The sequence below is a fragment of the Mesoflavibacter sp. CH_XMU1422-2 genome (genome assembly GCF_037029245.1).
GTDB classification, from domain to species: domain Bacteria; phylum Bacteroidota; class Bacteroidia; order Flavobacteriales; family Flavobacteriaceae; genus Mesoflavibacter; species Mesoflavibacter zeaxanthinifaciens.
This window is the reverse complement of the sequence record NZ_JAYMEE010000034.1, coordinates 286600-312816: the sequence shown is the minus strand read 5'-3', so window position 1 is coordinate 312816 and position 26217 is coordinate 286600. Positions and strand designations below refer to the sequence as shown.

Annotated in this window: 23 protein-coding genes; 17 read left to right on the top strand and 6 right to left on the bottom strand. The window is 32.9% G+C overall.

The features are described from left to right. Positions 1 to 11 precede the first annotated feature (11 nt). The 3 genes from WA340_RS05495 to WA340_RS05485 all read right to left on the bottom strand — a co-directional run bounded on the left by WA340_RS05495 (position 12) and on the right by WA340_RS05485 (position 5664). Positions 12 to 2024, bottom strand: coding sequence for a fumarate reductase/succinate dehydrogenase flavoprotein subunit (locus tag WA340_RS05495; RefSeq protein WP_027879126.1), 2013 nt, complete (start codon positions 2022 to 2024; stop codon positions 12 to 14). A gap of 13 nt (positions 2025 to 2037) precedes the next feature. Continuing rightward, on the bottom strand, positions 2038 to 2712 hold the full coding sequence (locus WA340_RS05490) for a succinate dehydrogenase cytochrome b subunit (RefSeq protein WP_027879127.1): 675 nt from the start codon (positions 2710 to 2712) through the stop codon (positions 2038 to 2040). A 108-nt stretch (positions 2713 to 2820) separates the two neighbouring features. Further along, complete coding sequence (locus WA340_RS05485; protein ID WP_336127748.1) at positions 2821 to 5664, bottom strand: VPS10 domain-containing protein; 2844 nt, start codon at positions 5662 to 5664, stop codon at positions 2821 to 2823. A 101-nt stretch (positions 5665 to 5765) separates the two neighbouring features. On the opposite strand from WA340_RS05485, the gene WA340_RS05480 reads away from it, so the two are divergent. The 3 genes from WA340_RS05480 (at position 5766) to WA340_RS05470 (ending at position 8511) form a co-directional block, all read left to right on the top strand. Continuing rightward, positions 5766 to 7058, top strand: a complete 1293-nt coding sequence (locus tag WA340_RS05480) for an aminopeptidase P family protein (protein ID WP_336127746.1) — start codon at positions 5766 to 5768, stop codon at positions 7056 to 7058. Between the two features lie 143 nt (positions 7059 to 7201). Next, positions 7202 to 7693: a glycine-rich domain-containing protein gene (locus WA340_RS05475; protein WP_223077644.1), complete on the top strand. Its 492-nt coding sequence runs from the start codon at positions 7202 to 7204 to the stop codon at positions 7691 to 7693. Beyond that, complete coding sequence (locus tag WA340_RS05470) at positions 7693 to 8511, top strand: hypothetical protein (protein ID WP_223077645.1); 819 nt, start codon at positions 7693 to 7695, stop codon at positions 8509 to 8511. The genes WA340_RS05475 and WA340_RS05470 overlap by 1 nt, the downstream gene beginning before the upstream one ends. A gap of 171 nt (positions 8512 to 8682) precedes the next feature. Here WA340_RS05470 and WA340_RS05465 read toward each other — a convergent pair whose 3' ends face one another. Beyond that, a complete protein-coding gene (locus tag WA340_RS05465) occupies positions 8683 to 10011 on the bottom strand; it encodes an aspartate kinase (RefSeq protein ID WP_336127745.1) in 1329 nt (442 codons plus the stop codon). A gap of 102 nt (positions 10012 to 10113) precedes the next feature. Here WA340_RS05465 and WA340_RS05460 point away from each other — a divergent pair, with 102 nt between their 5' ends. After that, on the top strand, positions 10114 to 10770 hold the full coding sequence (locus tag WA340_RS05460) for a hypothetical protein (protein WP_223077647.1): 657 nt from the start codon (positions 10114 to 10116) through the stop codon (positions 10768 to 10770). On the opposite strand, the gene WA340_RS05455 is transcribed toward WA340_RS05460, so the two are convergent. After that, positions 10771 to 12321, bottom strand: a complete 1551-nt coding sequence (locus WA340_RS05455) for a serine hydrolase (protein ID WP_336127744.1) — start codon at positions 12319 to 12321, stop codon at positions 10771 to 10773. Positions 12322 to 12403: 82 nt separating this feature from the next. Between WA340_RS05455 and WA340_RS05450 the strand changes: the two genes are divergently transcribed. Both WA340_RS05450 and WA340_RS05445 read left to right on the top strand, forming a co-directional pair. Continuing rightward, positions 12404 to 13183, top strand: coding sequence for an alpha/beta fold hydrolase (locus tag WA340_RS05450; RefSeq protein ID WP_336127743.1), 780 nt, complete (start codon positions 12404 to 12406; stop codon positions 13181 to 13183). Positions 13184 to 13284: 101 nt separating this feature from the next. After that, the gene (locus WA340_RS05445; RefSeq protein ID WP_081653165.1) at positions 13285 to 13563 is read left to right on the top strand and encodes a hypothetical protein; all 279 of its coding nucleotides are present in this window, start codon (positions 13285 to 13287) and stop codon (positions 13561 to 13563) included. Here the strand turns inward: WA340_RS05445 and thiL are convergent. Next, positions 13560 to 14615, bottom strand: a complete 1056-nt coding sequence (gene thiL / locus WA340_RS05440; protein ID WP_336127741.1) for a thiamine-phosphate kinase — start codon at positions 14613 to 14615, stop codon at positions 13560 to 13562. The genes WA340_RS05445 and thiL overlap by 4 nt on opposite strands. Before the next feature lie 158 nt (positions 14616 to 14773). Here thiL and WA340_RS05435 point away from each other — a divergent pair, with 158 nt between their 5' ends. From WA340_RS05435 to sufD, 11 genes are all read left to right on the top strand, one after another. Next, positions 14774 to 16324 carry a choice-of-anchor B family protein gene (locus WA340_RS05435; protein ID WP_336127739.1) on the top strand — a complete coding sequence of 517 codons (1551 nt, stop codon included), beginning with the start codon at positions 14774 to 14776 and terminating at the stop codon, positions 16322 to 16324. Between the two features lie 6 nt (positions 16325 to 16330). Beyond that, entirely contained in the window at positions 16331 to 17599 is a 1269-nt protein-coding gene (locus tag WA340_RS05430; RefSeq protein ID WP_336127737.1) for a choice-of-anchor B family protein, read from the top strand. Further along, positions 17600 to 18955 carry a hypothetical protein gene (locus WA340_RS05425; RefSeq protein ID WP_336127735.1) on the top strand — a complete coding sequence of 452 codons (1356 nt, stop codon included), beginning with the start codon at positions 17600 to 17602 and terminating at the stop codon, positions 18953 to 18955. After that, positions 18956 to 19729, top strand: a complete 774-nt coding sequence (locus WA340_RS05420; protein WP_304141056.1) for an MbnP family protein — start codon at positions 18956 to 18958, stop codon at positions 19727 to 19729. Between the two features lie 6 nt (positions 19730 to 19735). Next, positions 19736 to 20815, top strand: coding sequence for a cytochrome-c peroxidase (locus WA340_RS05415; RefSeq protein WP_304141055.1), 1080 nt, complete (start codon positions 19736 to 19738; stop codon positions 20813 to 20815). Positions 20816 to 20920: 105 nt separating this feature from the next. Continuing rightward, positions 20921 to 21250 carry a HesB/IscA family protein gene (locus WA340_RS05410; RefSeq protein ID WP_027879140.1) on the top strand — a complete coding sequence of 110 codons (330 nt, stop codon included), beginning with the start codon at positions 20921 to 20923 and terminating at the stop codon, positions 21248 to 21250. 20 nt (positions 21251 to 21270) lie between these two features. Next, positions 21271 to 22719: a Fe-S cluster assembly protein SufB gene (gene sufB / locus WA340_RS05405; protein ID WP_223077656.1), complete on the top strand. Its 1449-nt coding sequence runs from the start codon at positions 21271 to 21273 to the stop codon at positions 22717 to 22719. A gap of 13 nt (positions 22720 to 22732) precedes the next feature. Continuing rightward, positions 22733 to 23605 (top strand): quorum-quenching N-acyl-homoserine lactonase MzmL, encoded by an 873-nt coding sequence (gene mzmL / locus WA340_RS05400; RefSeq protein ID WP_336127732.1) that lies wholly within the window; start codon positions 22733 to 22735, stop codon positions 23603 to 23605. 6 nt (positions 23606 to 23611) lie between these two features. Further along, positions 23612 to 23998 carry a hypothetical protein gene (locus WA340_RS05395; protein ID WP_336127731.1) on the top strand — a complete coding sequence of 129 codons (387 nt, stop codon included), beginning with the start codon at positions 23612 to 23614 and terminating at the stop codon, positions 23996 to 23998. A 5-nt stretch (positions 23999 to 24003) separates the two neighbouring features. Beyond that, a complete protein-coding gene (gene sufC / locus WA340_RS05390) occupies positions 24004 to 24756 on the top strand; it encodes a Fe-S cluster assembly ATPase SufC (RefSeq protein WP_304141047.1) in 753 nt (250 codons plus the stop codon). A 91-nt stretch (positions 24757 to 24847) separates the two neighbouring features. After that, positions 24848 to 26161, top strand: coding sequence for a Fe-S cluster assembly protein SufD (gene sufD / locus WA340_RS05385; RefSeq protein WP_304141045.1), 1314 nt, complete (start codon positions 24848 to 24850; stop codon positions 26159 to 26161). Positions 26162 to 26217: the final 56 nt, after the last annotated feature.

Here is a 26217-nt window from a genome sequence, read left to right as displayed (position 1 = left end):
CAATACTTAATCTATTTATAACTTCTTTGTTTTAACTCAATATCGTTAAATTCTAATTCTTCTTTATGTAGTTGAGCTTCACTTGGTTGCCCTTTGTATTCCCAAGCAGCAACATAAGCAAAGTTTTCGTCATCACGTTTTGCTTCACCTTTTTGTTCTCCACTTTCTTCAACAAAATCTTCTCTAAAGTGTCCACCACAAGATTCTTCACGATGTAATGCATCTTTAGCAAATAACTCTCCTAATTCTAAGAAATCTGCTACACGACCAGCTTTAGCTAACTCTTCATTAAATTCATTAGCTGTACCTGGTACTTTAACTTCTTTCCAAAATTCTTCACGTAAGGCTTTAATTTCTGAAATAGCTTCAGTTAATCCTTTTACGTTACGTGCCATTCCTACTTTATTCCACATGATTTTTCCTAATTTCTTGTGGAAATAATCTACAGAGTGCTTTCCTTCATTATTTACAAAAAACTCTATACGCTCTCGTACGTTTTTTTCTGCTTCTTCAAATTCTTTAGATTCTGTAGATATAGGTCCTGTTCTAATATCGTCTGCTAAATAATCACCAATTGTATAAGGCAATACAAAGTAACCATCTGCTAATCCTTGCATTAATGCAGACGCACCTAAACGGTTAGCTCCGTGATCAGAGAAATTAGCTTCACCAATTGCATATAATCCTGGTACTGTTGTTTGTAAATTATAGTCTACCCAAAGTCCACCCATTGTATAGTGTACTGCAGGATAAATCATCATTGGTGTTTCGTATGGATTTTGATCTACAATTTTTTCGTACATCTGGAATAAGTTACCATATTTAGTTTTGATAACTTCTTGCCCTAATTTTTTTACTAAAGCAGCATCGTTTTCGTCTAATCCTTTAACGTGTGCTTGCTCTTTACCGTAACGTGTTATTGCAGAAGCAAAATCTAAGTACACTGCTTCTCCTGTTGCGTTTACACCATAACCTGCATCACAACGTTCTTTAGCTGCACGAGAGGCAACATCACGAGGTACAAGGTTACCAAATGCTGGGTAACGACGTTCTAGGTAATAATCTCTATTTTCTTCAGCAATTTCTGTTGGTTTTAATCGTCCTTCTCTAATTGCTTTTACATCTTCTATATTTTTTGGCACCCAGATACGTCCATCATTACGTAATGATTCTGACATTAACGTTAGTTTAGACTGATGATCACCTGAAACAGGAATACAAGTTGGATGTATTTGAGTATAGCATGGGTTTGCAAAGTATGCACCACGTTTATGTGCTTTCCAAGCTGCTGTTACATTACTTCCCATTGCATTTGTTGATAAGAAAAACACGTTTCCGTATCCTCCTGATCCTAAAACTACTGCGTGAGCCGAATGACGTTCTATTTCACCTGTAACTAGGTTACGTGTTATGATACCTCTTGCTTTACCATCTACAACTACAACATCAAGCATTTCGTGACGGTTATACATCTTTATCTTACCACGTCCTATTTGACGGTTCATTGCAGAGTAAGCTCCTAATAATAATTGCTGACCTGTTTGTCCTGCAGCGTAAAATGTACGAGATACTAATACACCACCAAAAGAACGGTTGTCTAATAATCCTCCATATTCACGAGCAAAAGGTACTCCTTGAGCTACACATTGGTCAATGATATTTGCAGAAACTTCTGCTAAACGATATACGTTTGCTTCTCTAGAACGGTAATCTCCTCCTTTTACAGTATCGTAAAATAAACGGTAGTTAGAGTCTCCATCTCCTTGATAATTTTTGGCAGCGTTAATACCACCTTGTGCTGCAATGGAGTGCGCACGTCTTGGTGAATCTTGAAAGCAAAATGCTTTTACGTTATAACCTAACTCTGCTAAAGTAGCAGCAGCAGATCCACCAGCTAATCCAGTACCAACAACAATAACATCAATAAGACGCTTGTTAGCTGGGTTAACTAAATTAATATTATTTTTATGATTAGTCCATTTGTCTGCAATTGGACCCTTAGGTACTTTTGAATCTAAACTCATAGTCAACTATTTTTTAGTGATTAAAATGGTGAAACAATGCGATAAAAATAAATCCTAGCGGAATTAATATAGCATAGGCTTTACCAAAACCTTTTAATCCTTTTGTATATTTATTGTTAGCTCCAACCGACTGGAATGCCGAGTTAAAACCGTGAAGTAAATGCAGTGCTAAGAATACAAAACCTAGACAGTATAATGCAACTCTCCAGATTGGTTCAAATTTATGCACTAACTCTTCGTAATATCTAAACTCACCATTAGGTAATGTTCCAGACATATCACCAACAATATACTTAGTATTGATTTCTGGAAACCAAAAATCGATAAAGTGAATAATTAAGAATACTAAAATGAAGCCTCCGCTCCAGATCATATTTCTACTCATCCAAGTAGAATTTGCACTACCATTGTTTTTAGCATAGCTAATTTGACGTGCTTTCTTATTTTTAATTTCTAAAACAAATCCCATGATGAAGTGAAAAACTACCCCAAAAATTAAAACAGGCTGCAATACAAACTGTATTAACCAAAACGTACCCATGAAGTGTGATACTTCATTAAACGTATCTGGACTAAAAACAGATAAGATATTGATTGCGAAGTGTTGAAGAATAAAAATCATAAGAAAGAATGCCGAAAGTGCCATAGCAACCTTTCTTCCTATTGAAGAATTTAAAATTCCGCTCATTGTGTATATGGTTATTTTTTCTTTTTACAAAGATAAGCCTCAGAGCAATTTATAACAAATTAAAAGCTTTATTTACGCTATTTAGAATGAGTTTAATTAATCTGAGTTTTACTTTACTTCAAACGTTTTAGATGTATTATTGATTTTTACAAAATACTTACCTTTAGGCAAATAAAATTTTCCATTTTTAGCTTTATTAATAACAAGGGAAGTGTTCTCCTTTAAAAGCTTTTTCTTTGCTTTTTCTGTAATCTCTAAACCATAATCTACATAATTAAATCCTTTATTTAATTTAATACTATCACTATATAGAACTGCTCCTTTTTCTGTTACTATATCAAAATCTGCTTGACCTGAAATATTACTATAAAACTCGACAACTACTTTTGGTTCAAACGGTTTAGCCCATTTATTCCAACTACTTCCCCAACGTCCAGAATATCTAATATTATTTATATCAAAAATTGAAATGTTTTGAGATGCACTTTCAACATCATCATATTTTTGAAGATTAGCCACATTGGTTTTATAAATACTTCTTCCGTGTGTTGCCAACAACAAATCATTAGTGTCTTCATGAATCACTAAATCATGTACAGCAACTGCTGGTAAACCTTTAGAAAACGCTTGCCAAGTTTCACCTTTATTAAAAGATACATATGCACCGTTATCGGTTCCTAAATACAATATATTTTGATTTACTGGATCTTCTTTAATCACGTTTACTGGAGACATTGGTACGTTTGAAGAAATATTTTTCCACGTTTGACCATAATCATCAGATCTATAAATATAGACTGAGAAATCATCCCAACGGTAACCGTTTAATGTAGCGTAAACACGTTCTTTTTTATGCGAAGATGCTATAACACGACTTACCCATAGATCTTTAGGAAAAGATGTAGAAATATTTTGCCAAGATGCTCCTCCATTTTTAGTTATATGAAGTAAACCATCATCACTACCTGCATAAATTAACCCAAATTGAAATGGTGATTCACTAATACTGGTTAATGTACCATAGGCTACGTTTCCTTTTTTACCGCCTTTAGTTAAATCGTCGCTAATAGCTTCCCAAGTATTTCCTTGATCTAAAGAACGCATTAATTTATTACCTCCTAGATACAAAATATCCTGATTATGACTTGATAGTTGTATTGGAGTTTGCCAGTTAAAACGGTAAGGACTTTCGCCTAATTGATGCTTTGGTTGTATGTAAGTTTGCTCTTCGGTATCTAGATTTAGACGGTAATAATTCCCAAACTGATAACCTGTATAAACAATATTTGGATTACGGTTATCAATTTCAATTTGCATACCATCTCCTCCCATAATCATTTCCCAAGGATATTGTCCATATTGTTGCCAACTTCTGTCTTCTGGTGCGTTGTTTGCACCTTTCCATACACCATTATCCTGCAAACCTCCGTATACATTATATGGTGTTTGATTATCTACATTAATAGCATAAAATTGCCCAACGGATGGTGAGTTATTTTTTATCCAAGTTTCACCATCATCATATGTAATATTTACTCCACCATCGTTACCATTAATTAAATGATTTGGATTTTTTGAATTAATCCAAAGCGCATGATGATCTGCATGTACATTTTCTGCAGAAATCGAAGTAAATGTTTTACCACCATCCTTAGATTTTAAAATAGGCACACCATAAATATATAGATGTTCTTTATTAGCAGGCGATACATAAATATGTCCAAAATAGTATCCGTAACTATAATATAAATCGTCTATATAATCATCGTGAGTTTTGCTCCAAGTTATTCCGCCATCATTACTTTTATATACTTCTGCGCCAATAACTGGCGTATCAAACAACATAGAGTTTGCATCTTCTAGATATGCTGCAATATCTGCAGGTTTTACATTACCGCTGCGCACCATTTGTTTTACGTTTTCTGCTCTGTATTTTTCTTGAAATCCGTTAGTCTTTAAAAAATTATTCAGTTTTTTATCTTCTAATTTTAAAAACGCATCTTTAGTCATCGATTTAAAATCGTCTTTCTGCAAGCCATTATTTTCATCTTTTTCACCTTCAGAAGGTCTTCTAAATTGACTATCATGTATAGCATAAACAATATTACTGTCGTAAACTGCTAATCCTATTCGACCAACACCATTCCCAGTAGGAAAACCACTTTTTTCTGTAGATACTTTTTGCCAAGTTTCACCTGCATCGGTACTTTTATAGATTGCTGAGTTATTTCCGCTTCCATCAAAATTCCAAGCTTTTCTATCTTTAGTCCAAGACGTAGCAAACATGATATTATAATCGTTTGGAGCATGTTGCATGTCAATAATTCCGCTAACATCATCTATATATAATGTTTTGATCCATGTTTTACCTCCATCTTTAGTTTTGTAAACACCTCTATCTACGCTTTTAGAATACAAACTACCCGTTACACCAACAACCACTTCTTCTGGATTATTAGGATTAATTAATATACGTCCAACGTGTTGCGAGTTTGGTAAACCAACATGTTGCCAAGATTTTCCGTTATCAGTAGATTTAAGTATTCCTATACCAGCGTAAGACGATCGTGAGGCATTGTTTTCTCCTGTTCCTACCCAAATAGTTCTAGTGTTCCAATCTACAGCAATATCACCAACATTTTGGGTTTGCGCATTGTCTAAAATAGGCGTAAAAGACGTACCATTATTTGTAGTGTGCCAAACGCCACCAGATGCGTAACCAACATAAAATTCGGTTGGATTTTCTGGATTTACAGCCAAATCTACCACGCGACCACTCATAACTGTAGGTCCAATATTTTCAAAAGGTACATTTTTAACTAAAGAAGCGTTTACAAGTTTTTTTTTATTAATTAAAGCTTGTTGTACTTCTCTTGAAGTCGTTAAGTTTTGTTGTGCTTCAACACTAAAAGTAAAAAGTGCTGTTAAGATTAACAGAAGTTTAAGTTTCATAGTTAGTATAATTTTCTTTAAAGATAATTAATCTTCTTATTTTTGAAGTAAATAAATAGATAATAACTTTTCGCTTTCGCGGAAAGTAAAACAATATCATAATGAAATACCATAAAATAGAGAAAGAACTTTTTATAAAAAACCGTAAAAATTTTGCTGCAAAAATGCTTCCTAGCAGTTTAGCAGTTTTTAATTCTAACGATATTTATCCGATTGGTGCAGATAGCACGTTACCATTTCAGCAAAATCGAGATCTTTTTTATTTAAGCGGCGTAGATCAAGAAGAAAGTGTACTTGTTATTTTTCCTGATTGCCCAAACCCAAAACATCGCGAAATCTTATTTTTAAAAGAAACTAACGAACATATTGCTGTTTGGGAAGGCGAAAAATTAACCAAAGAAAAAGCGTTTGAAACTAGCGGTATCAAAACCGTATACTGGTTACAAGATTTAGATAAAATTTTATTCGAAATCATGACGCAATGCGATACTGTTTACATTAATACTAACGAGCATTACCGTGCTAATGTTGAAACCGAAACACGCGAAGACCGTTTTACAAAAAAACTTAAAGACCGTTTTCCTGCACATCGTGTAGCAAAAAGCAACCCGATTTTACAACGTTTACGCTCTGTAAAAGATCAAATTGAAATTGACTTAATACAAAACGCTTGTAACATTACCGAAAAAGGTTTTAGACGTATTTTAGAGTTTGTAAAACCAGGTGTTATGGAATTTAACATTGAAGCCGAGTTTATGCATGAATTTTTAAACAATCGCTCTCGTGGTTTTGCTTATACACCAATTGTTGCATCTGGAAACAATGCAAACGTATTACACTACATAGAAAATAATCAAGAGTGTAAAGATGGTGATTTAATCCTTTTAGATGTTGGTGCAGAATATGCTAATTACAGTAGTGACATGTCTCGTACTATACCTGTGTCTGGTAAATTTACAGCACGTCAAAAAGAAGTATACAACGCTGTAAACCGTGTAAAAAATGAAGCTACAAAACTACTTACACCAGGAACCATTTGGGCAGATTACCATGTAGAAGTTGGTAAATTAATGACTAGCGAGTTAATAGGTTTAGGCTTATTAGACAAAGCAGATGTACAAAACGAAAACCCAGATTGGCCAGCTTACAAAAAATACTTTATGCACGGTACGTCTCACCACATGGGATTAGATACACATGATTACGGTATTTTAACCGAGCCTATGCAAGCTAATAATGTTTTTACTGTAGAGCCAGGTATTTATATACCAGATGAAGGTTTTGGTATTAGACTAGAAGACGATGTCGTTATCCAAGAAACCGGAGAACCTTTTAACTTAATGAGAAATATCCCAATTGAAGCAGATGAAATTGAGGAGATTATGAATAAATAATAGTCTTTAGTAAAGATTTTAAAAAAGCGAACCGTTTGGTTCGCTTTTTTGATGGCTTGAATTTTTATTCTATATTCGTTTAATAATCGATAATGCGAATTTAAAACTTGCTTTATCTTAAAGTTGGCTACAATTACCCAAAAATGACTGAACAACAAAATGAAATATGGAAGAAAATTCAAAATTTTGAAATTGACGACATAGATTCTTCTTTCAGTTTTACAGATAGATTAGCAAGAGAAAATAATTGGTCAATAGAATATTCGCTGAGAACAGTATTGGAATACAAAAAATTTATTTTTCTGATTACTATTTCAGATTTCCCTCAAACACCTTCAGACCAAATTGACCAAGTTTGGCATCTTCATTTACTTTACACAGAATCATATTGGATAGAACTTTGTAAAAACACAATAAATAAAGATATTCATCACGGACCAACAAAAGGCTCAGAGGAAAAACCTTTGTTTAAAGAACAGTATTCAAAAACACTTGAATTTTACGAGTCAATATTTAATGAAAAACCACCAAGTGACATTTGGATTGATATTGATACTAGATTTAACGAAATTCACTTTACAAGAGTTAATAGAAAGAGAAATTGGGTAATACCTAAACTACGATTTAAAAAGTAATGAAAATACTATCTCAAATAACTCCAGCAGAAACAATGCTAATTAAAGATTGTACTTCTGTACAATTGAAAGATTTAATGAAGTTTACTTTTATGGATTTACTTCTAAAAAAAGTAATTGAAATTAAAGAAATAAATAAAAAATCTCATCCTAGAGACAATTACATTAGAACTTACACTTATGTTATTCCAGGTAAAAACTTTAATAAATACCAGCCAAAAAATCACGAATTAATTTATTTGAGTCCATTTATAAAAAGTCCTTCAATTCAAATACTTTTTAAGAATTTTATAAAAATGGCTTACGACACCTCAAACGGTAGCTGGAATTTTAAAAAAACAACAAAAAGTAATCGAGAAATCAACCCATATTTTAAGCAATCATTTTTGTTAAATTTATTCAGATTAAATAAACTAACTGACAGCGGGAACAAACTAAGGAGAGAAATATCAAGCTATTTAAATGAGATTGATAAAAGCATAGACCATTTGCTTCATAATGATAAAAAGGAAGGATTAGAATTATTATTGAGAATTGGAGGAAATATTTTCCTTTTAAAGAACTTAGATTTTCAACTTTTAAAAACAATCGACAAAGAATTACTAAATCAACAGAAAGTTTTATATAGTGATACTTATGACTCTGATAGTGATTGGTGGTTATATGTTGACTTTTTTGAAGATGATTATATGTTTGATTCATATTTTGATAGTTTTGATGACACTTTAGATTCATTTGATCATGAATTTGACGCATCAGGTTGCTCTTCTTGTGATAGTGGTTGTAGTAGTTGCGGTGGATGTGGTGGATGCAATTAAAAACTGCTGTAGTAACACAAAATTAATCGCTCTTAGCACTAGGATATTTACAAAAATCTTTGCGAATTTTATTTACTAAGTTTAGCACTCAAACCACGTAATAAAATCCAAACACCTTAAACAAAACCCATAAAAAAGCGAACCAAATGGTTCGCTTTTTTTCAAATCAACTTAAACTAAAACTTGGTTATTTTCAAAGACATAGCGTTGTAGTTTTTTAAGAGTTTCTACTTTATCGCTAGTATTAATTAATAGTGAGATATTATTGTTGCTTCCGCCGTAAGAAATCATTCTTACATTAACATCTTGTAAAATTTGAAACAGATTAGGTGTATCTGGATGATAAACAATTGCGTTTCCTACCAAACATACAATACTCATAAAATCGTCTACCTCAACATGCGCAAAAGCATTAAGCTCGCTAACAATATCTTGTAAATAAGTAGTGTTGTCTATGGTTAATGATACTGCAATTTCAGATGTGGTAATCATGTCTATAGAAGTTTCGTAACGCTCAAAAATTTCAAAAACTTTCTTTAAGAATCCGTGCGCTAATAACATTCTAGCAGATTTAATTTTGATTGCCGTAATGCCATCTTTTGCAGCTATTGCTTTAATACCTTCGCCATGTACTTGGTTAGTAATTAACGTACCGTGTGCATTTGGCGACATAGTGTTTTTTAATCGCACAGGTATATCAAAAGCACTAACTGGCATTACCGTTTGCGGATGTAAGATTTTGGCTCCAAAATATGCCAACTCAGCAGATTCGTCAAAAGACAAATTAGAGATTGCTGTTGTGTTTTCTACAAAACGCGGATCGTTGTTATGAAATCCATCAATATCAGTCCAAATTTGTACTTCTTCGGCTTTTAATATTGCACCAATTATAGTTGCGGTGTAATCGCTTCCGCCACGTTGTAAATTTGCAATATTCCCATCTGCATCACGACAAATAAAACCTTGTGTGATGTAGATTTGAGATTCGGAATTCTCAAAAAGGATGCGGTTTAAATTTTGTTGAATATAAAAATTATCAGGCTCGTTAGTTTTATCAATTCGCATAAAATCTAATGCCGAAATCAAACAAGCATCGATACCTTCTTGATGTAAATATCTAGTAAAGATATAGGTTGATAATCTTTCGCCTTGCGCTACAAATGTATTGTATGTTAAGCGATTATATTCATTATTGGTATTTTGCGTTAAAACTTCAAAAATATTGGACACATATGCATTAACTTCTGCATTAAATGTTGGATTAGTTATTAACTGATCTATAGTATTTTTATATGTTTTATGTAATTGATCAAGTAACACTATTGCTTCTTCGGCATTATTTTGCCTTAATTGCTCAGAAATATTAACCAACGCATTTGTAGTACCAGACATTGCAGATAATACAACCACTTTTTTCTTACCATCATTAATAATGTTTTTAACATTAATCATGCTTTCTACACTACCTACAGATGTACCACCAAATTTTAATACTAACATTTTTTTATTATTTAGAATGCTAAACTACTATTAACCTTAGCAATATCCTTAAAAATGAAAAAATTATACTACTTTTACACAAATTGTTAAATAATTAACATCATGAAAACCATTTCATCTTGCGTTGAAGATATCTTAATTGCACAACCATTTTTAGAAGAAGCTTTAACACGCAGTATTATAAATTATTCTGCTTTAGCAGAAGAGCTACGCGAACCTATTAGCAATATGCTAAGAAAACCCGTAAAGTCTGGCGCTATTATGATGGCATTAAGACGTTACAATACACCAAATAATTTACGTCATTCTTTAAAACTAAAAACGACGCTTCAAAAACTTGGTGATATTACGGTACGTTCTAACCTTAGTGATTTTACGTTTCAAAACTCGGAAACCTTAATACAATGTCACACCAAAATTTTAGAACAAGTCGAAACGAACAAAGACATTTTTTATGCGTTTACCAGAGGAATTTACGAGAGTAACATTATTATTTCTAGCTCTGAAAACAAGCAAGTTTTAAAACGTTTTAAAGGCGAAATTCAAATAGGATTGCAAGAAGGCTTGTCTGCAATAAGCGTAAGACTACCTAAAGACAACTCTAAAGTATCTGGTTTGTATTATCAAATTTTTAAGCGCTTAGCTTGGGAAAACATCCCGATTTACGAAGTGGTTTCTACTACCAATGAGTTTACTGTATTGGTTGAAGATCACGTGGTAGATAAAGCGTTTTCTGTGATTAAAAATTTGAAGAATTAACTACTCCGTTCTCTTTAAAAACAAATCTTCAAAATCGTAACTAAAATCTGTAATTGGTGCAATTGGTTTTAGGGTAGCGCTTTGTGCTTTACCCTTTTCATCAAAAGTAAATTGCATAAAACAATCGGCATCATAACTACGATTATCCCATTTTACAACAAAAGTAGTCGCGTTATATGGTAATAATTGACCTTTAATAGTTTTAGAGTTTTCCGATGAAATTAACAAATCTTCACCTTCTTCTTTAATCACCGTATCACCAAACCAAGCATCGGTAAACGTACCTGTAATTTGTTCTGATTTAGGTACAATTGGGCTTGATTTCATCATTTCAACTTTATTAAACACTTCGGTTTTGATACTATCGTTGTACTTATACCAATCTTTGTTGCTTTGTCCTAATTTGTCTAACCAGTCTCTATCTTCGTAACCTAAATACGTATCTTTAATGGTGTTGGTTATAGTGGTAAATGCAGAACCATTCATTTGATTAGTTAAGACAACTATTCCTAAATTTAGTTCTGGTATGATAGTAAATTGGGTCACTGTTCCTAATAACCCGCCAGTGTGATACACTTGTTTATATCCGCCTTTTACATCGGTTACAAACCAACCTAAACCATACCCTCTAAAATTAGAATTGTAACTGTCATTGGCTCTAGCTTTTAATGGTGTTTGTAGTTGCCAAAGCTCGTGTAATTGATCTTCACTTAATAAACGTTCTCCGTTTTCGGTTACGGCATCATTCATTAAAAATTTTGCCCAAGTTAGCATATCGGTAACGTTACTTACAATTCCACCAGCAGCATTAGCAGTATCATCCCAATCATGCGGAATTTCTTCTAATTTACCATCAGCCATCGTATGTGCTTCGATTATATTAGACTTATCGGTCACACGACTGTAAGCAGCTTTACTGTTAGTCATCCCAACAGGTTTTAAGATTTTAGTTTCTATAAAATCTTCCCAAGATAATCCGCTTACACGTTTTAAAACTTCACCAGCAACGATAAACATATTGTTATTGTATTCAAACGTACTTCTAAACGAGGTACTTGGCTCGATATACTTTAAATTATCAATTACTTTTTGCACATCAAAATGGTCGTTTTCTGGAAAAAACATTAAATCTCCTGCACCTAAACCAAGTCCACTTCTGTGCGTAACTAAATCTCTAACCGTAAAATTTTGGGTTACCCAAGCATCGTATAGTCTAAATTCAGGAATGTGTTTTGTAACTTTATCGTCCCAACTTAATTTACCTTGGTCTACCATCATTGCTAATGCAAAACAGGTAAACCCTTTACTGTTTGACGCAATACCGACTAAAGTGTTTTCATTCATTTCTTTTTGGTTAGACAATGCTCTAACACCATGTCCTTTTGCGTAGACCACTTTTCCATCTTTTAAAATACCAGCAGAAATGCCAGGAACATCAAAGGTTTTTAAAGTTTTTTCTACTAATTTATCTAATTGCTTTTCTTCGATTTGAGCTTGTAAAAACAAACATGTAAAAAAGGCAAAAATGAAAGTGATTTTATTTAATTTCATTTTAAAAATTTTAAGTTGAAAGTCTTCAAATATAATAAATCCTTGAGCTACTTTTTACGCTCTTAACTTATATTTGCAAACTATGACAACAACCTACAAAAACATTACGGTTTCTTATAACGATATTGGTCAAGGCGATACAATAGTATTAATCCATGGTTTTTTAGAAAACAGCACCATGTGGAATGCTTTAGTTGACACATTAAAATATACTAACAGAATAATAACTGTAGATTTATTAGGTCATGGTCAAACCGATTGCTTAGGTTATATTCATACTATGGAAGATAATGCAGACATGATACATGCATTAATAACCCAATTAAATATTAAAAACTTTACAGTAATAGGTCACTCTTTAGGCGGTTACGTTGCTTTGGCTTTCGCCGAAAAACATCCCGAATACATTAATGGGTTATGCTTAATGAACTCGACACCATTTGCTGATAGCCAGTTACGTTATGATACTAGAACACGAGCTATAAAAGCAGCAAAGAAAAACTACGAAAGCTTGGTTAGTATGTCTATTAGTAATTTATTTTATGAAAAAAATAGAGAATTATTTAGTGAAGACATTGAAGCCTTAAAAACAGAAGCTTTAAAAACACCTTTACAAGGTTATATTGCCACTCAAGAAGGTATGAAGCTAAGAAAAGATAGAACCGAAGTTTTAAAACAGCTTAACTGTAAAAAACTAATTATTGCCGGTAAAAACGACCCAATTTTAAGCTTAGAAGACCTTGAATCTTTAAAACCTATTAATCTTCTAAATATTAGCATTTTAGAAGGCGGACATATGTCTTATATTGAAAATGGAGGTGATTTCTTACAAGAAATAGTGCATTTCATCGAAAAAATATAACTTTTTGTCGGTGTTTTAGATTTTATTATTTACATTCGAAATGTTAACTACTACATTTTTAATCTTTTAGCCCCAAAGCTATCTAAAACAAACATACACCGATGAGAAAAGTAGACAACCAAACAACTAATCGCAGTAGTCTATACTGTGCTATTTTTGGACACAACTTTCAGGTGAGTAAAAACATCACCTATCATGTTAAAGAGTACAAATGTTGCAATTGCAAAAAAGAAATGACCACCAATAGCAACGGTGACTTAACAGAATTAACTCCTAAATTTAAAGAAATTAATTCCGTTTTAGAACGAATACATAACAACAAACTAATTAGGTTGTCTAGACAAAGGATTGATTACCCTCAATTTAAAATGACGTCTTAATCTTCTGTAGATTTAAAACTTTTCCATCCTTGAGCTTGCAACTCAATCTTTTGATCTGCTCTTGTAACTAAGTGTGCTCCTGCATTTTTTTCAGTAATATAACCAATGACAGTTAAATTTGGATTTGCTTTTATTTTCGGGAAATCTTCTTGGCCTATCGTCATTAAAAGCTCATAATCCTCACCTCCGTTTAAAGCTATTGTTGTACTATCGATATTAAATTCTTCACAAGTAGCAATAACTTGAGGATCTAAAGGTATTTTGGTTTCGTATAGATCGCAACCTACGTCACTATTTTTACATATATGAAGTATTTCTGAAGATAAACCATCACTAATATCAATCATAGATGTAGGTTTTACATCTAAATCCTTTAATAACTTAACAATATCCTTTCTTGCTTCTGGTTTAAGTTGTCTTTCTACCAAATAAGTATACTGATCTAAATCTGGTTGATTTTGAGGGTTTACTTTAAACACTTCTTTTTCGCGTTCTAAAACTTGAAGTCCTAAATAAGCAGCACCTAAATCTCCAGTAACCACAAGCAAATCGTTTGGTTTAGCTCCACTACGATATACCTCATTATCTTTATCTACATGACCTATAGCTGTAACAGAAATTACTAGTCCAGATGTAGAACTTGTAGTGTCTCCTCCTACTAAATCTACGCCATAAATATTGCAAGCTGTTTGTATACCTGCGTAAAGCTCTTCTATAGCCTCTAACGGAAACCTATTAGAAACTGCAATAGACACAGTAACTTGAGAAGCTTGTGCATTCATTGCATAAATATCAGATAAATTAACCATAACTGCTTTGTAACCTAGGTGCTTTAAAGGCATGTAGGACAGATCAAAATGCACACCTTCAACTAAAAAATCTGTTGATACTACAACTTTATCTCCTTTAAAATCTAAAACAGCAGCGTCATCGCCAATTCCTTTAATAGTTGATGATTGTTTGATTTCAAAATTTTTAGCTAAATGGTCTATCAAGCCAAATTCTCCTATTTGACCTAAATCTGTACGTTGTTGATTTTTATCTTCTATCATAGTGCAAAAATACTAAGGCTATTTTAAAAGGTAGGTAAAAAGTAAGATTAATTGTTATAATTAATAGTTAGCATAAATCTAAATTAACTACAAATTTTACTTAATTATTAGTATTTCTGTTAAATTTGCTAAAATCTCAATATCAGAACTTAACCTAAATGAATTATTTAAAAAAATTACCATTTATAGCTTTTAGTCTTTTTATCTGTTTCGCTCATGCACAATCTCCATGTGAAAATGGATTTGCTTCCCATACAATAAATGGCGTAACAACATCTTACCCTTGCAACGGTTACGACTTGCTATCTAGAGTACCAATTTCTGTCTTAGCAACCACATTAGGTACAGAAGAAGGTAGTGATATTTGGGGATGGACAGATCCGTTAGACGGAAAAGAATATGCTATTATTAGCACAACAAATAGCACTGCTTTTGTTGATGTTTCAGACCCAATAAATCCAATTTTTTTAGGCAGAGTTGAAACCGCTAACGGAAACACATCCTATTGGCGAGATGTAAAAGTATATAATAATCATGCTTATATTGTTGCTGATGGTGTAGGTAATCATGGCATGCAAGTTTTTGATTTAACCAATTTAAGAAATGGTCCAAATCCTGATTTAACATTTACAAGTGCGATAAATGATGGTGGAGTTGTAGTATTTAGTGGCGATAACGGAATTAACATTGGCAGCTGTCATAATATAGTTATCAATGAAGATGACGCAACCGCTTATCTGGTAGGCTGTAACGCAGTTAGTGGCGGACCTATATTTGTAGACATTTCTAACCCTAGCACGCCAACTATTAGTGGTAGTTATGCTGCAAGCGGATATACACATGACGCACAAGTTATAACTTATAATGGACCAGACACAAACGCTAGTAATGTTACTGGAGTTTCTAGTTATATAGGTAGACAAATTTTAGCAGCTAGTAATGGAGGATCTAATGATAAAGTTGTGTTTTTAGATGTTACAGACAAAAGCAATCCGCAGTTTATTTCAGAAATTACATATCCAAGTCCAGGCTATGCCCATCAAGGTTGGTTTACAGAAGATCATAAATATTTCATTTTTGGAGACGAAACAGACGAAATGAATTTTGGAAACAATACACGAACTTTAGTGTTTGATGTTAATGATTTAGATAACCCATCATTATTATCAACATATTATGGCCCTTCAGATGCAATAGACCATAATGGTTACATTAAAGGTAACAAGTTTTACTTAGCAAATTATCGTGCTGGCATGCGTGTAGTAGATATTTCAACAGTAAACACAACTTCTAACTCCATGACAGAAATTGGTTATTTTGATACTTACCCATCTAGTAACAGCACAGCTTTTAATGGCGCGTGGAGTATCTACCCTTATTTCGCAAGCGGTAATATCATTATTAGTGATATAGAAAGCGGCTTATTTGTGGTTAGAGAAAGTGAGAATTCATTAAATACTAAAGAATTTGAAATTACTAATAATTTTTCAATGTCTCCTAACCCAACGAAGGGTAAAAGTAAATTAACAAGTAACAGCACAAAAAAAATAATGACTGTTCAAATATTTAATGTACTTGGTAAAAAGGTATTTGATAAAAACAATATCAATGCCAGAAACTTCGTTTTACCAACAGACAATTATAATAATGGGATTTATATTGTCAGAATAAACGATAGAATATCTAAAAAATTGATAATCAATAAATAACAAAAAATGAACAACTTTAAGCTTAAAATAAAACACTTTTACAAAACAATAAGTTTAATAGTTATTCTTTTATTAAGCCTTAGTTGTTCAGAAAATGAAGAGATTACCTCAACACAGCCTAACAACAGTACACAAAGCTCTCAATCACCCTGTATTGATGGATTAGCAGGAAATTATCCCTGTAATGGCTTTGATTTAATGGGAGAAATAGATGTTCTAACTTTAAGCGGATCTACTGCAGCAAGAGGTAATGATATTTGGGGATGGACAGACCCATCAACCCAAAAAGAATATGCAATAGCCGCTTTAACTAACAGCACAGCATTTATAGATGTTACTGATGCAACAAACCCTATATTTTTAGGTAGACTTGAAACAAACACAACTTCAAGTATATGGAGAGATGTTAAAACTTATAATAACTACGCTTTTATTGTTGCAGATAATGCAGGCACGCATGGGATGCAGGTCTTTGATCTTACTAGGCTAAGAAACCTTACTTCTACACCAGTAACATTTACTGCAGATACAACCTTTAATGGTGTAGATAGCTGTCACAACATAGTCATTAATGAAGAGGAAGGTGTAGCGTATCTTGTTGGATGTACCAATAATAATGGAGGTCCTATATTTGTAGACATTACTGACCCTTTAAACCCGACATACTTAGGCGAATATAACTCAGCAGGCTACTCTCATGATGCGCAAGTTGTTACATATAACGGACCAGACAGCGACTACACTGGACATCAAATATACATAGGTAGTAATGGCAATACAGATCAAGTTATAATTTTAGATGTTACAGATAAGTCTAACATCACTCAAATAAGCAGTATATCTTATCCTCAAACAGCTTATGCACATCAAGGCTGGTTTACAGAGGATCAAGCCTATTTTATTTTAGGTGATGAGGTAGACGAAATTACCTATGGCTTTAACACAAAGACTTTAGTTTTTGACTTTAACGATTTAGATAACCCTTCATTATCTTCAACATATTTTGGACCAACACCAGCAATTGATCATAACGGTTATGTAAAAGGAAACGAATATTATTTAGCCAACTATCGTGCAGGTCTAAGAGTATTAGACATTAGTAATGTGTCTGCAGCATCCAACGCTCTTGTAGAAACTGGTTTTTTTGATACTTATCCTGCAGATGACAATCCTGATTTTAATGGCGCATGGAGTGTATATCCTTATTTTGAGAGTGAAAATATAATAATAGGAGATATTGATGCTGGACTTTTAATTGTTAGAAAAAGTAATTAAATGAAAAATATTTATCTAATCATAATTGCTTTAGCCTTAGTTTTAACTTCTTGTAAAACTGAAGATGACACACCTCAACCTCAACAAGAACAAGAAACTCCAGAAGTGACAACAACAGGAAGCATAGAAAACATATCAACTTTTGGCGGTTCAAAAAATGATAGCGCAGAAGCAGTAATAAAAACATCTGATGGCGGATACGCTGTTGTTGGATATACACAATCTGTAAATGGCGATATCACAAACAAGTCTGACGAAAGTTATGATGCATGGTTATTAAAATTTGACGCTAGCAACAATTTACTATGGAACAAAACTTACGGAGGTAGTAATGATGAAAAAGCTAATGATATTATCCAAACTAACGATGGTGGATTTATTGTAATAGGATACACTTTTAGCAACGATGGAGACGTAAGTAATAATGCTGGTCAACAAGATTTTTGGGTATTTAAAACAGATCCTCAAGGTAATATTGAATGGGAAAAAACTTATGGCTATTCTGGTTTAGATTACGGATTATCAATAATACAAACAAATGACAACGGTTATTTTTTAACAGGTGTTTTAGACGTTACTGCTTCTGGAGGAGAAGGTAACACCAGAAGCAATCAAACCTTACATGCTGGCGGCGACTATTGGGCTTTAAAAATAGATGAAACAGGCAACCTTCAATGGAGTAAATATTTTGGCGGTTCTTTCTCAGATACGCCTTACGACACAATACAAACAGAAGATAGTGGCTTTATAATTATAGGATCCTCAGACAGCACCGATTTTGACGTTTCAAACAACATCGGTTCTTACGATTTTTGGGTTATCAAAATAAATAGTCAAGGTATTTTAGAATGGAAAAAAAATTATGGTGGCTCTCAAATAGACGAAGCACGTAAGATAATAAAAACTAATAATGGTAATTATCTAATTGTTGGTGACACAAGAAGTGAAGATGCAGATATCTCAAACAGTTTAGGTGCTGCAGACGTATGGTCTATTATAATTGATGATTCTGGTCAACTTCTACAAGAAACCAATTATGGAGGAGAAAGTTTTGATGTTGGTCGAGCTGTTATTTCTGATTTAGAAAACGGATATATTTACAGCGGAAGCTCTAGAAGTGGCACAGGACAACTCACCCAAAATAATGGACAAAATGATATTTGGGTATTTAAAACTAATTCTAATGGTGATTTAAATTGGCAAACATCATCTGGAGGAAGCAACATAGATTACGGACATGGAATTACTCAATTAGACAATGGTAAAATTGTAGTTGTTGGCGTCTCTAGCAGTAACGATATTGACATACCAGAAAACAAAGGTTTTGAAGACTTAATTATAACAACATTAAATTAAATGAAAAAAATAACAACATTAATAGCTTTATTTTTAACTCTAGCTGCATGTAGTGAAGATGTAGACGACAATGCTGTAGCAGAAACAAATGCTAGTGTTAGTTTTAAATTTACACACAATTGGAATGACCAATTATTAGATAGTTCTAACTTTGAAAACTTAGACCTAACAAACGAAAACGGAGAAGTAATAAACATTGACAGAATAAGATACCTTATCTCTCGTATTGAATTAATTAATACAGATAACAACCTTAGCTATGTATTTGATGGTTATAAATTTACAGATTTATCAAACGAAGATACATATGATTTCTCTCCAGAAACCAATGCTGTTCCACTAGGTAATTATCAACTTAAATTTATTTGGGGATTTAACGAACAAGATAATATAAACGGTGCTTATCCAGATTTAAATATTGCTTCTTGGAATTGGCCAGACATGCTTGGTGGCGGTTATCACTTTTTACAATTTGATGGCATATATAATGTTAACACAACTAACCCTTCACCTTTTAACTATCATAATGGAACTGCAAGAGTAAGCGAAGGTGTTTTTGAGCAAAATTTTGCAACAATAATATTTTCAGAGTCATTCACTATTTCAAACAATGCAACAATTGAAGTTAAAATGAATATTGCCCAATTTTTTACCAATCCAAACACTTGGGATTTAAACGTATTAGACACACCACTAATGCCTAATTATACTGCACAAAAAATGATGCAAGAAAATGTATTATCTGTATTTAGCTTAGGTGAAATTATACAATAAATATTAATGAAATATTGGATTACATATTGCCTATTAACAATTATTATTTGTTCGTGTTCAAAATCTGAAGACGTAGCTAATAATGAGAATGATTATGTACCTATACCATATCAATTAGAAGTACCGCAACATTTTGACCAATTATTAATAGATCCAATTATTCCTTTTGACAACCCAATGACAGAAGAAGGTGTTTCTTTAGGAAAACGCTTATTTTACGATCGTATTCTATCTGTAGATAACACAAAAGCTTGTGCAAGTTGCCATATGCCACAAAATGGATTTTCAGACTCTAATAAATTTAGCATAGGTGTTTCAGGTAATTTTGGTAATCGCAATAGTATGCCTTTAATTAATTTAGCATGGAATTTTGATGACAAATACTTTTGGGACGGACGCGCATTAGGACTAGAACATCAAGCATTAGAACCTGTTACCAATCCAATTGAGCTAGAAAATCCTTCATGGAGTGATGTAGAAGACAGACTAAACAACCATCCAGAATATCCAAATTTATTCAACCAAGCGTTTGGTACTTCAACTATTACAAAAGACTTAGTAACAAAAGCAATTGCACAATTTGAGCGTACTTTAATTTCTGGTAATTCAAAATTTGATAAATTTCTAAATGGAGAAGCCACATTAACTGCTCAAGAACAAGAAGGTTTAAATGTGTTTATGGATGAAGAACGTGGTGATTGTTTCCATTGTCATGGTAATCCTAACAATCCGCTTTGGACAGACAATCAATTTCACAACAATGGTCTAGATGCTACTTTTACAGACTTAGGCTTGGGCGCAGTTACAGGCAATCCTAATGATAATGGTAAGTTTAGGTCACCAACACTACGTAATTTAGCTTACACTGCACCATATATGCACGACGGTAGATTTCTAACATTAGACGATGTTATAGAACACTACAGTAGCGGTCTTCAAAATTCTTCAACTATTGATCCTTTAATGAAAAAAGTAGAGCAAGGTGGCGTTCAACTTTCAGAAGAAGACAAGAACAACTTAAAAGCTTTCTTGTTATCACTTTCTGACCCTTCATTTATAAACAATCCCGCATTTCTTCCTCAATAAGAAAAATCAATCTGCCTATTTATTAATATAATGTTACTAAATATGGTAAACAGAGACTTAAATTGTATCTTTGCATTCTATTTAGATAAACTCTAATAAACAGGTATGATAAAAGTTTCTGATACAGCAAAAAAGAAAGTCATCGAATTAATGAATGATGATGGCTTTAATCCTAGCACTGACTACATAAGAGTTGGTGTAAAAAGTGGTGGTTGCTCTGGTTTATCTTACGATTTAAAGTTTGACAAAACCAAAGCAGAAGAAGATAAAGTTTTTGAAGACAATGAGGTTAAAATTATTGTTGACAAAAAAAGTTTTTTATACCTAATAGGTACCACTTTAGAATATTCAGGAGGATTAAACGGAACTGGATTTGTGTTTAATAACCCTAATGCCAACCGTACTTGCGGTTGCGGAGAAAGTTTTTCACTTTAAAAAAGAAGACAAAAATTACTATGTCAAAATATACTGAAGACGATTTAAGAGAAGAATTAAAAACTAAAGAATACGAATACGGTTTTTACACAGATATTGAATCTGACACCTTTCCTGTTGGTTTAAACGAAGACATTGTTCGTGCCATTTCGGTTAAAAAAGAAGAACCTGAATGGATGACCGAGTGGCGTCTTGATGCCTTCAAAACTTGGAAAGAAATGGTAGAACCAGAATGGGCAAACGTACATTACGAAAAACCAGATTTTCAAGCTATTTCTTATTACTCGGCTCCAAACAACAAACCTAAATACGATAGTTTAGACGAAGTAGATCCAGAATTATTAGACACTTTTAATAAACTTGGAATTTCTTTAGACGAACAAAAAAAATTAGCAGGTGTAGCTATGGATGTTGTTGTAGACTCTGTTTCTGTTGCAACTACATTTAAAAAGACATTAGCAGAAAAAGGTATTATTTTCTGTTCTATCTCTGAAGCTATCCGCGAATATCCTGATTTAGTAAAAAAATATATTGGTACCGTTGTGCCTAAAAAAGATAATTTTTATGCGGCATTAAATAGCGCTGTATTTAGTGATGGTAGTTTTTGCTACATCCCTAAAGGTGTAAGATGCCCAATGGAATTATCTACCTACTTCCGTATTAATCAAGCAGGAACAGGACAGTTTGAGCGTACATTAGTTGTAGCAGATCAAGGTAGTTACGTAAGTTATCTTGAAGGTTGTACAGCACCAAGTCGTGACGAAAACCAATTACACGCCGCAGTTGTAGAGCTTATTGCTTTAGATGATGCCGAAATAAAATACAGTACCGTACAAAATTGGTTTCCTGGAAATGCCGAAGGAAAAGGTGGTGTTTATAACTTTGTAACCAAACGTGGTTTGTGTGAGAAAAACGCAAAAATTTCTTGGACACAGGTAGAAACCGGTAGTGCTGTAACTTGGAAGTACCCAAGCTGTGTATTAAAAGGTGACAACAGTGTTGGCGAGTTTTACTCAATTGCAGTAACTAATAATTTCCAGCAAGCAGATACAGGGACTAAGATGATCCATCTTGGTAAAAACACAAAATCTACAATTATTTCTAAAGGGATTTCTGCAGGTAAATCTCAAAACTCTTACCGCGGATTAGTACAAATAGCAGGTCGCGCAGAAAATGCACGTAACTTCTCACAGTGTGATAGTTTGCTAATGGGTAACGAGTGTGGCGCTCATACATTTCCTTACATTGAAGCAAAAAACAAATCGGCACAAATAGAACACGAAGCTACAACCAGTAAGATTGGAGAAGATCAAATCTTTTACTGTAACCAACGTGGTATTGATACCGAAAAAGCAATTGCTTTAATAGTAAACGGTTTTAGTAAAGAAGTATTAAATAAATTACCTATGGAGTTTGCTGTAGAAGCGCAAAAACTTTTAGAAATTTCATTAGAAGGTTCTGTAGGATAATCAATTTTTAACTATGAAAAAACTAATCATTCTTCTTATTACCCTTTCTTTATTTATTGCTTGTAAAAAAGATAAAAAAGAAACTAATGTAGAGCAAACAGAAACAGAGGTTAAAAAAGAGCCAATCAAAATGTTTATGTTTGATGGTGGTACTGTTCAAGTTAACATGCTTGAAATTTTTTCTCAAGATGATGCTTATAAAGGACAATCAAAAACCTTTGCAGATGCTTTTTATTTAATTCAGCATCCAGACGGTAACTTATTATGGGACGCAGGATTATCTGAAGATTTAATAGGAAAAGAACCATTTACAACTCCAGAAGGCGCTTTTACTGTAAGTAGAAAAACAGGAATTGAAGAACAACTAAAGTCAATAGGCTTATCAACCAATGATGTAAAATATATTGCCCTATCGCATACACATTTTGACCATTCTGGATCTGCATCTAAATTACCAAACGCCATTTGGATCGTTCAAGAAACCGAGTATAACTTTGTAACTAGCGAAGAACAAAAAAAACAAAGTCCAGACAACTTTAACGCGATAAAAAATTTAAAAGCTTTAAAGAAAATAAATGGTAACTATGATGTTTTTGGTGACGGAAGAGTTGTAATAGTATCAACTCCAGGTCATACACCAGGTCATCAGTCTTTATTTGTAGATTTAGAACAAGAAGGACCATTAATGCTTACAGGAGACATGTATCACATGGAAGAAAGCAGAGAAAACTCTAGAGTACCAATCTTTAATCATGATGTTGACCAAACTTTAGCATCAATGGAAGTTTTTGAAACATTTGCAAAAGAAAAAGGAGCACGTGTTATTATACAACATTCATCAAAAGATTATAACAGTTTAAATCCAGCACCAGAACCAATTCAATAGTAAAAAATGAAAAAAATAATTCTTATTTGTACTATCATATTAGCTTTTGGTTGTAAAGACGAAAAGAAAAACACTGAAACCACTTCAACAGATAAAGAAGTTGAAACCAAAAGATTAGTTGGAGAGTTTGTATATTATGCAGATGCAGCAGTTTTTCAAGTAAAAAATGATATTTACGGTGTTATTTTAGATGAAAAATCTGAAGCTTTAAATAAAGAAGCAGAACCTTATAAAAAAGAAGCAACAGATATGGTTATAGCAGATGTAGAGGCACAAATTATCCCAAAAGATAAAAATGAAGAAGGCTGGCCATACAAATTAAAAATAGAAAAAATACATAGTGTTAAAGCACTAGACCCGAATAAAAACGACGTTATTAAATTAGGAAAATAGACAGTATGTTAAAGATAAATAACTTACACGCAAGCGTAGAAGACAAATCTATATTAAAAGGTATTAACCTAGAAGTAAAACCAGGAGAAGTACATGCCATTATGGGACCTAACGGTTCTGGTAAAAGTACATTAGCATCTGTAATTGCTGGTAAAGAAGAATATGAAGTTGAAGATGGAGAAATCTTCTTAGAAGATGAAAATATAAATGAGCTTGCAGCAGAAGAGCGCGCACACAAAGGTGTGTTTTTATCGTTTCAATACCCAGTAGAAATTCCTGGTGTATCTGTAACTAATTTTATGAAAACAGCTATCAACGAATCAAGAAAAGCTAAAGGCTTAGAAGAAATGCCAGCTAACGAGATGTTAAAGCTAATTCGTGAAAAATCAGAATTACTAGAAATAGATCGTAAATTCTTATCTCGTTCTTTAAACGAAGGGTTTTCTGGAGGAGAAAAAAAGCGTAACGAAATTTTCCAAATGGCAATGTTAGAACCAAAATTAGCTATTCTTGACGAAACTGATTCTGGTTTAGATATTGATGCTTTACGTATTGTTGCAAACGGTGTAAATAAATTAAAAAACAAAGATAACGCTGTTGTAGTAATTACGCACTACCAACGCTTGTTAGATTACATCGTACCAGATTATGTACACGTGCTATTAAATGGTCGTATCGTTAAATCTGGAACTAAAGAATTAGCACACGAGCTAGAAGAAAAAGGTTACGATTGGATTAAAGAAGAAGTTGGTTCATAAGCACTTTCTAGCAAATTAAAATTATGTAGAATAATACAGCTTTAAGCAGCATTTAAAATGCGCTGAAGACTGAATACTGAAAACTTAACAAATGAGTTTAAAAGAAAAATTAGTTTCATCTTTTATGGCTTTTGAAGACCATGTAGACGTTGATTCTAAAATACATGATATTCGTACAGAAGCTATAAAGCTTTTTGAAGATAAAGGCTTTCCTACAAAAAAAGATGAAGCTTGGAAGTACACATCTTTAAACAGTATATTAAAACATGACTATAGCGTATTCCCTAAACAAGAAAACGCTATAGAATACAGTGATATAAAACAATATTTTATTCACGATATAGATACTTACAAGATTGTTTTTATCGACGGTAAATACTCATCTCATTTATCTCAAACTACACACGAAGGTCTAGATGTTTGTTTAATGTCTGCTGCGTTAACAAAACCAAAATACCAATTGGTTATAGAAAATTACTTTAACAAAGTAGCAGAAAAAGATGGATTATCATCTTTAAACACAGCATTTTCTCAAGAAGGCGCGTTTATTCACGTCCCAAAAAATAAAGTAGTTAACAAACCTATTCAAATTGTACATTTTTCTACAGGTAACGAGTCTGCACTTATGCTTCAACCTCGTAATTTAATTGTAGTTGACGAGAATAGTCATGTACAAATTATAGAGCGTCATCAAAGTCTTACAGACAACCCTGTATTAACCAATAGTGTTACAGAAATATTTGCCAACAAACGCGCAATTGTTGATTATTATAAAATTCAAAATGATAATCTAAATGCTTCTTTAATAGATAACACTTTTGTAGAGCAAAAGCAAGAAAGTTTTGCTTCTGTTCACACCTTTAGTTTTGGTGGTAAATTAACCAGAAATAACCTTAATTATTATCAAAACGGAGAGCGTATAGATTCTACATTAAAAGGAGTAACAATTATTGGTGAAAAACAACATGTAGATCATAATACATTAGTACATCATATAGAACCAAATTGCGAAAGTCACCAAGATTACAAAGGTATTTTTGACGATAACGCAACCGGCGTATTTAATGGTAAAGTAGTAGTTGAAAAAGAAGCGCAAAAAACAAATGCATTTCAATCTAACAACAATATTTTAGTTAGCGATAAAGCTACAATTAACACCAAACCACAATTAGAAATTTTTGCAGACGATGTAAAATGCTCTCACGGTTGTACAATTGGTCAGTTAGACGAAAGTGCTTTATTCTATTTAAAATCTAGAGGTATCCCAGAAAAAGAAGCAAGAGGATTATTAATGTTTGCATTTAGTAACAACGTATTAAGTTCGGTAAAAATACCAGAACTTAAACAACGCATTACTAAACTTATTGCACTTAAATTAGGCGTCAATATAGGATTTGATCTATAAAAAATTATTAGAAGCTAATCCCGCTATTCGCTATATCTTTTTTTCGTACCTCAAAA

Excerpts from the sequence above, each read along its gene's own strand:
- WA340_RS05495 (WP_027879126.1), bottom strand. The coding sequence starts at position 2,024 with ATGAGTTTAGATTCAAAAGTACCTAAGGGTCCAATTGCAGACAAATGG.
- WA340_RS05490 (WP_027879127.1), bottom strand. The coding sequence starts at position 2,712 with ATGAGCGGAATTTTAAATTCTTCAATAGGAAGAAAGGTTGCTATGGCA.
- WA340_RS05435 (WP_336127739.1), top strand. The coding sequence starts at position 14,774 with ATGAATTATTTAAAAAAATTACCATTTATAGCTTTTAGTCTTTTTATC.
- WA340_RS05455 (WP_336127744.1), bottom strand. The coding sequence starts at position 12,321 with ATGAAATTAAATAAAATCACTTTCATTTTTGCCTTTTTTACATGTTTG.
- sufB (WP_223077656.1), top strand. The coding sequence starts at position 21,271 with ATGTCAAAATATACTGAAGACGATTTAAGAGAAGAATTAAAAACTAAA.
- WA340_RS05480 (WP_336127746.1), top strand. The coding sequence starts at position 5,766 with ATGAAATACCATAAAATAGAGAAAGAACTTTTTATAAAAAACCGTAAA.
- WA340_RS05445 (WP_081653165.1), top strand. The coding sequence starts at position 13,285 with ATGAGAAAAGTAGACAACCAAACAACTAATCGCAGTAGTCTATACTGT.
- WA340_RS05410 (WP_027879140.1), top strand. The coding sequence starts at position 20,921 with ATGATAAAAGTTTCTGATACAGCAAAAAAGAAAGTCATCGAATTAATG.
- sufC (WP_304141047.1), top strand. The coding sequence starts at position 24,004 with ATGTTAAAGATAAATAACTTACACGCAAGCGTAGAAGACAAATCTATA.
- WA340_RS05470 (WP_223077645.1), top strand. The coding sequence starts at position 7,693 with ATGAAAATACTATCTCAAATAACTCCAGCAGAAACAATGCTAATTAAA.
- WA340_RS05430 (WP_336127737.1), top strand. The coding sequence starts at position 16,331 with ATGAACAACTTTAAGCTTAAAATAAAACACTTTTACAAAACAATAAGT.
- WA340_RS05475 (WP_223077644.1), top strand. The coding sequence starts at position 7,202 with ATGACTGAACAACAAAATGAAATATGGAAGAAAATTCAAAATTTTGAA.
- WA340_RS05485 (WP_336127748.1), bottom strand. The coding sequence starts at position 5,664 with ATGAAACTTAAACTTCTGTTAATCTTAACAGCACTTTTTACTTTTAGT.
- WA340_RS05420 (WP_304141056.1), top strand. The coding sequence starts at position 18,956 with ATGAAAAAAATAACAACATTAATAGCTTTATTTTTAACTCTAGCTGCA.
- mzmL (WP_336127732.1), top strand. The coding sequence starts at position 22,733 with ATGAAAAAACTAATCATTCTTCTTATTACCCTTTCTTTATTTATTGCT.
- WA340_RS05425 (WP_336127735.1), top strand. The coding sequence starts at position 17,600 with ATGAAAAATATTTATCTAATCATAATTGCTTTAGCCTTAGTTTTAACT.
- thiL (WP_336127741.1), bottom strand. The coding sequence starts at position 14,615 with ATGATAGAAGATAAAAATCAACAACGTACAGATTTAGGTCAAATAGGA.
- WA340_RS05395 (WP_336127731.1), top strand. The coding sequence starts at position 23,612 with ATGAAAAAAATAATTCTTATTTGTACTATCATATTAGCTTTTGGTTGT.
- WA340_RS05465 (WP_336127745.1), bottom strand. The coding sequence starts at position 10,011 with ATGTTAGTATTAAAATTTGGTGGTACATCTGTAGGTAGTGTAGAAAGC.
- sufD (WP_304141045.1), top strand. The coding sequence starts at position 24,848 with ATGAGTTTAAAAGAAAAATTAGTTTCATCTTTTATGGCTTTTGAAGAC.
- WA340_RS05450 (WP_336127743.1), top strand. The coding sequence starts at position 12,404 with ATGACAACAACCTACAAAAACATTACGGTTTCTTATAACGATATTGGT.
- WA340_RS05460 (WP_223077647.1), top strand. The coding sequence starts at position 10,114 with ATGAAAACCATTTCATCTTGCGTTGAAGATATCTTAATTGCACAACCA.
- WA340_RS05415 (WP_304141055.1), top strand. The coding sequence starts at position 19,736 with ATGAAATATTGGATTACATATTGCCTATTAACAATTATTATTTGTTCG.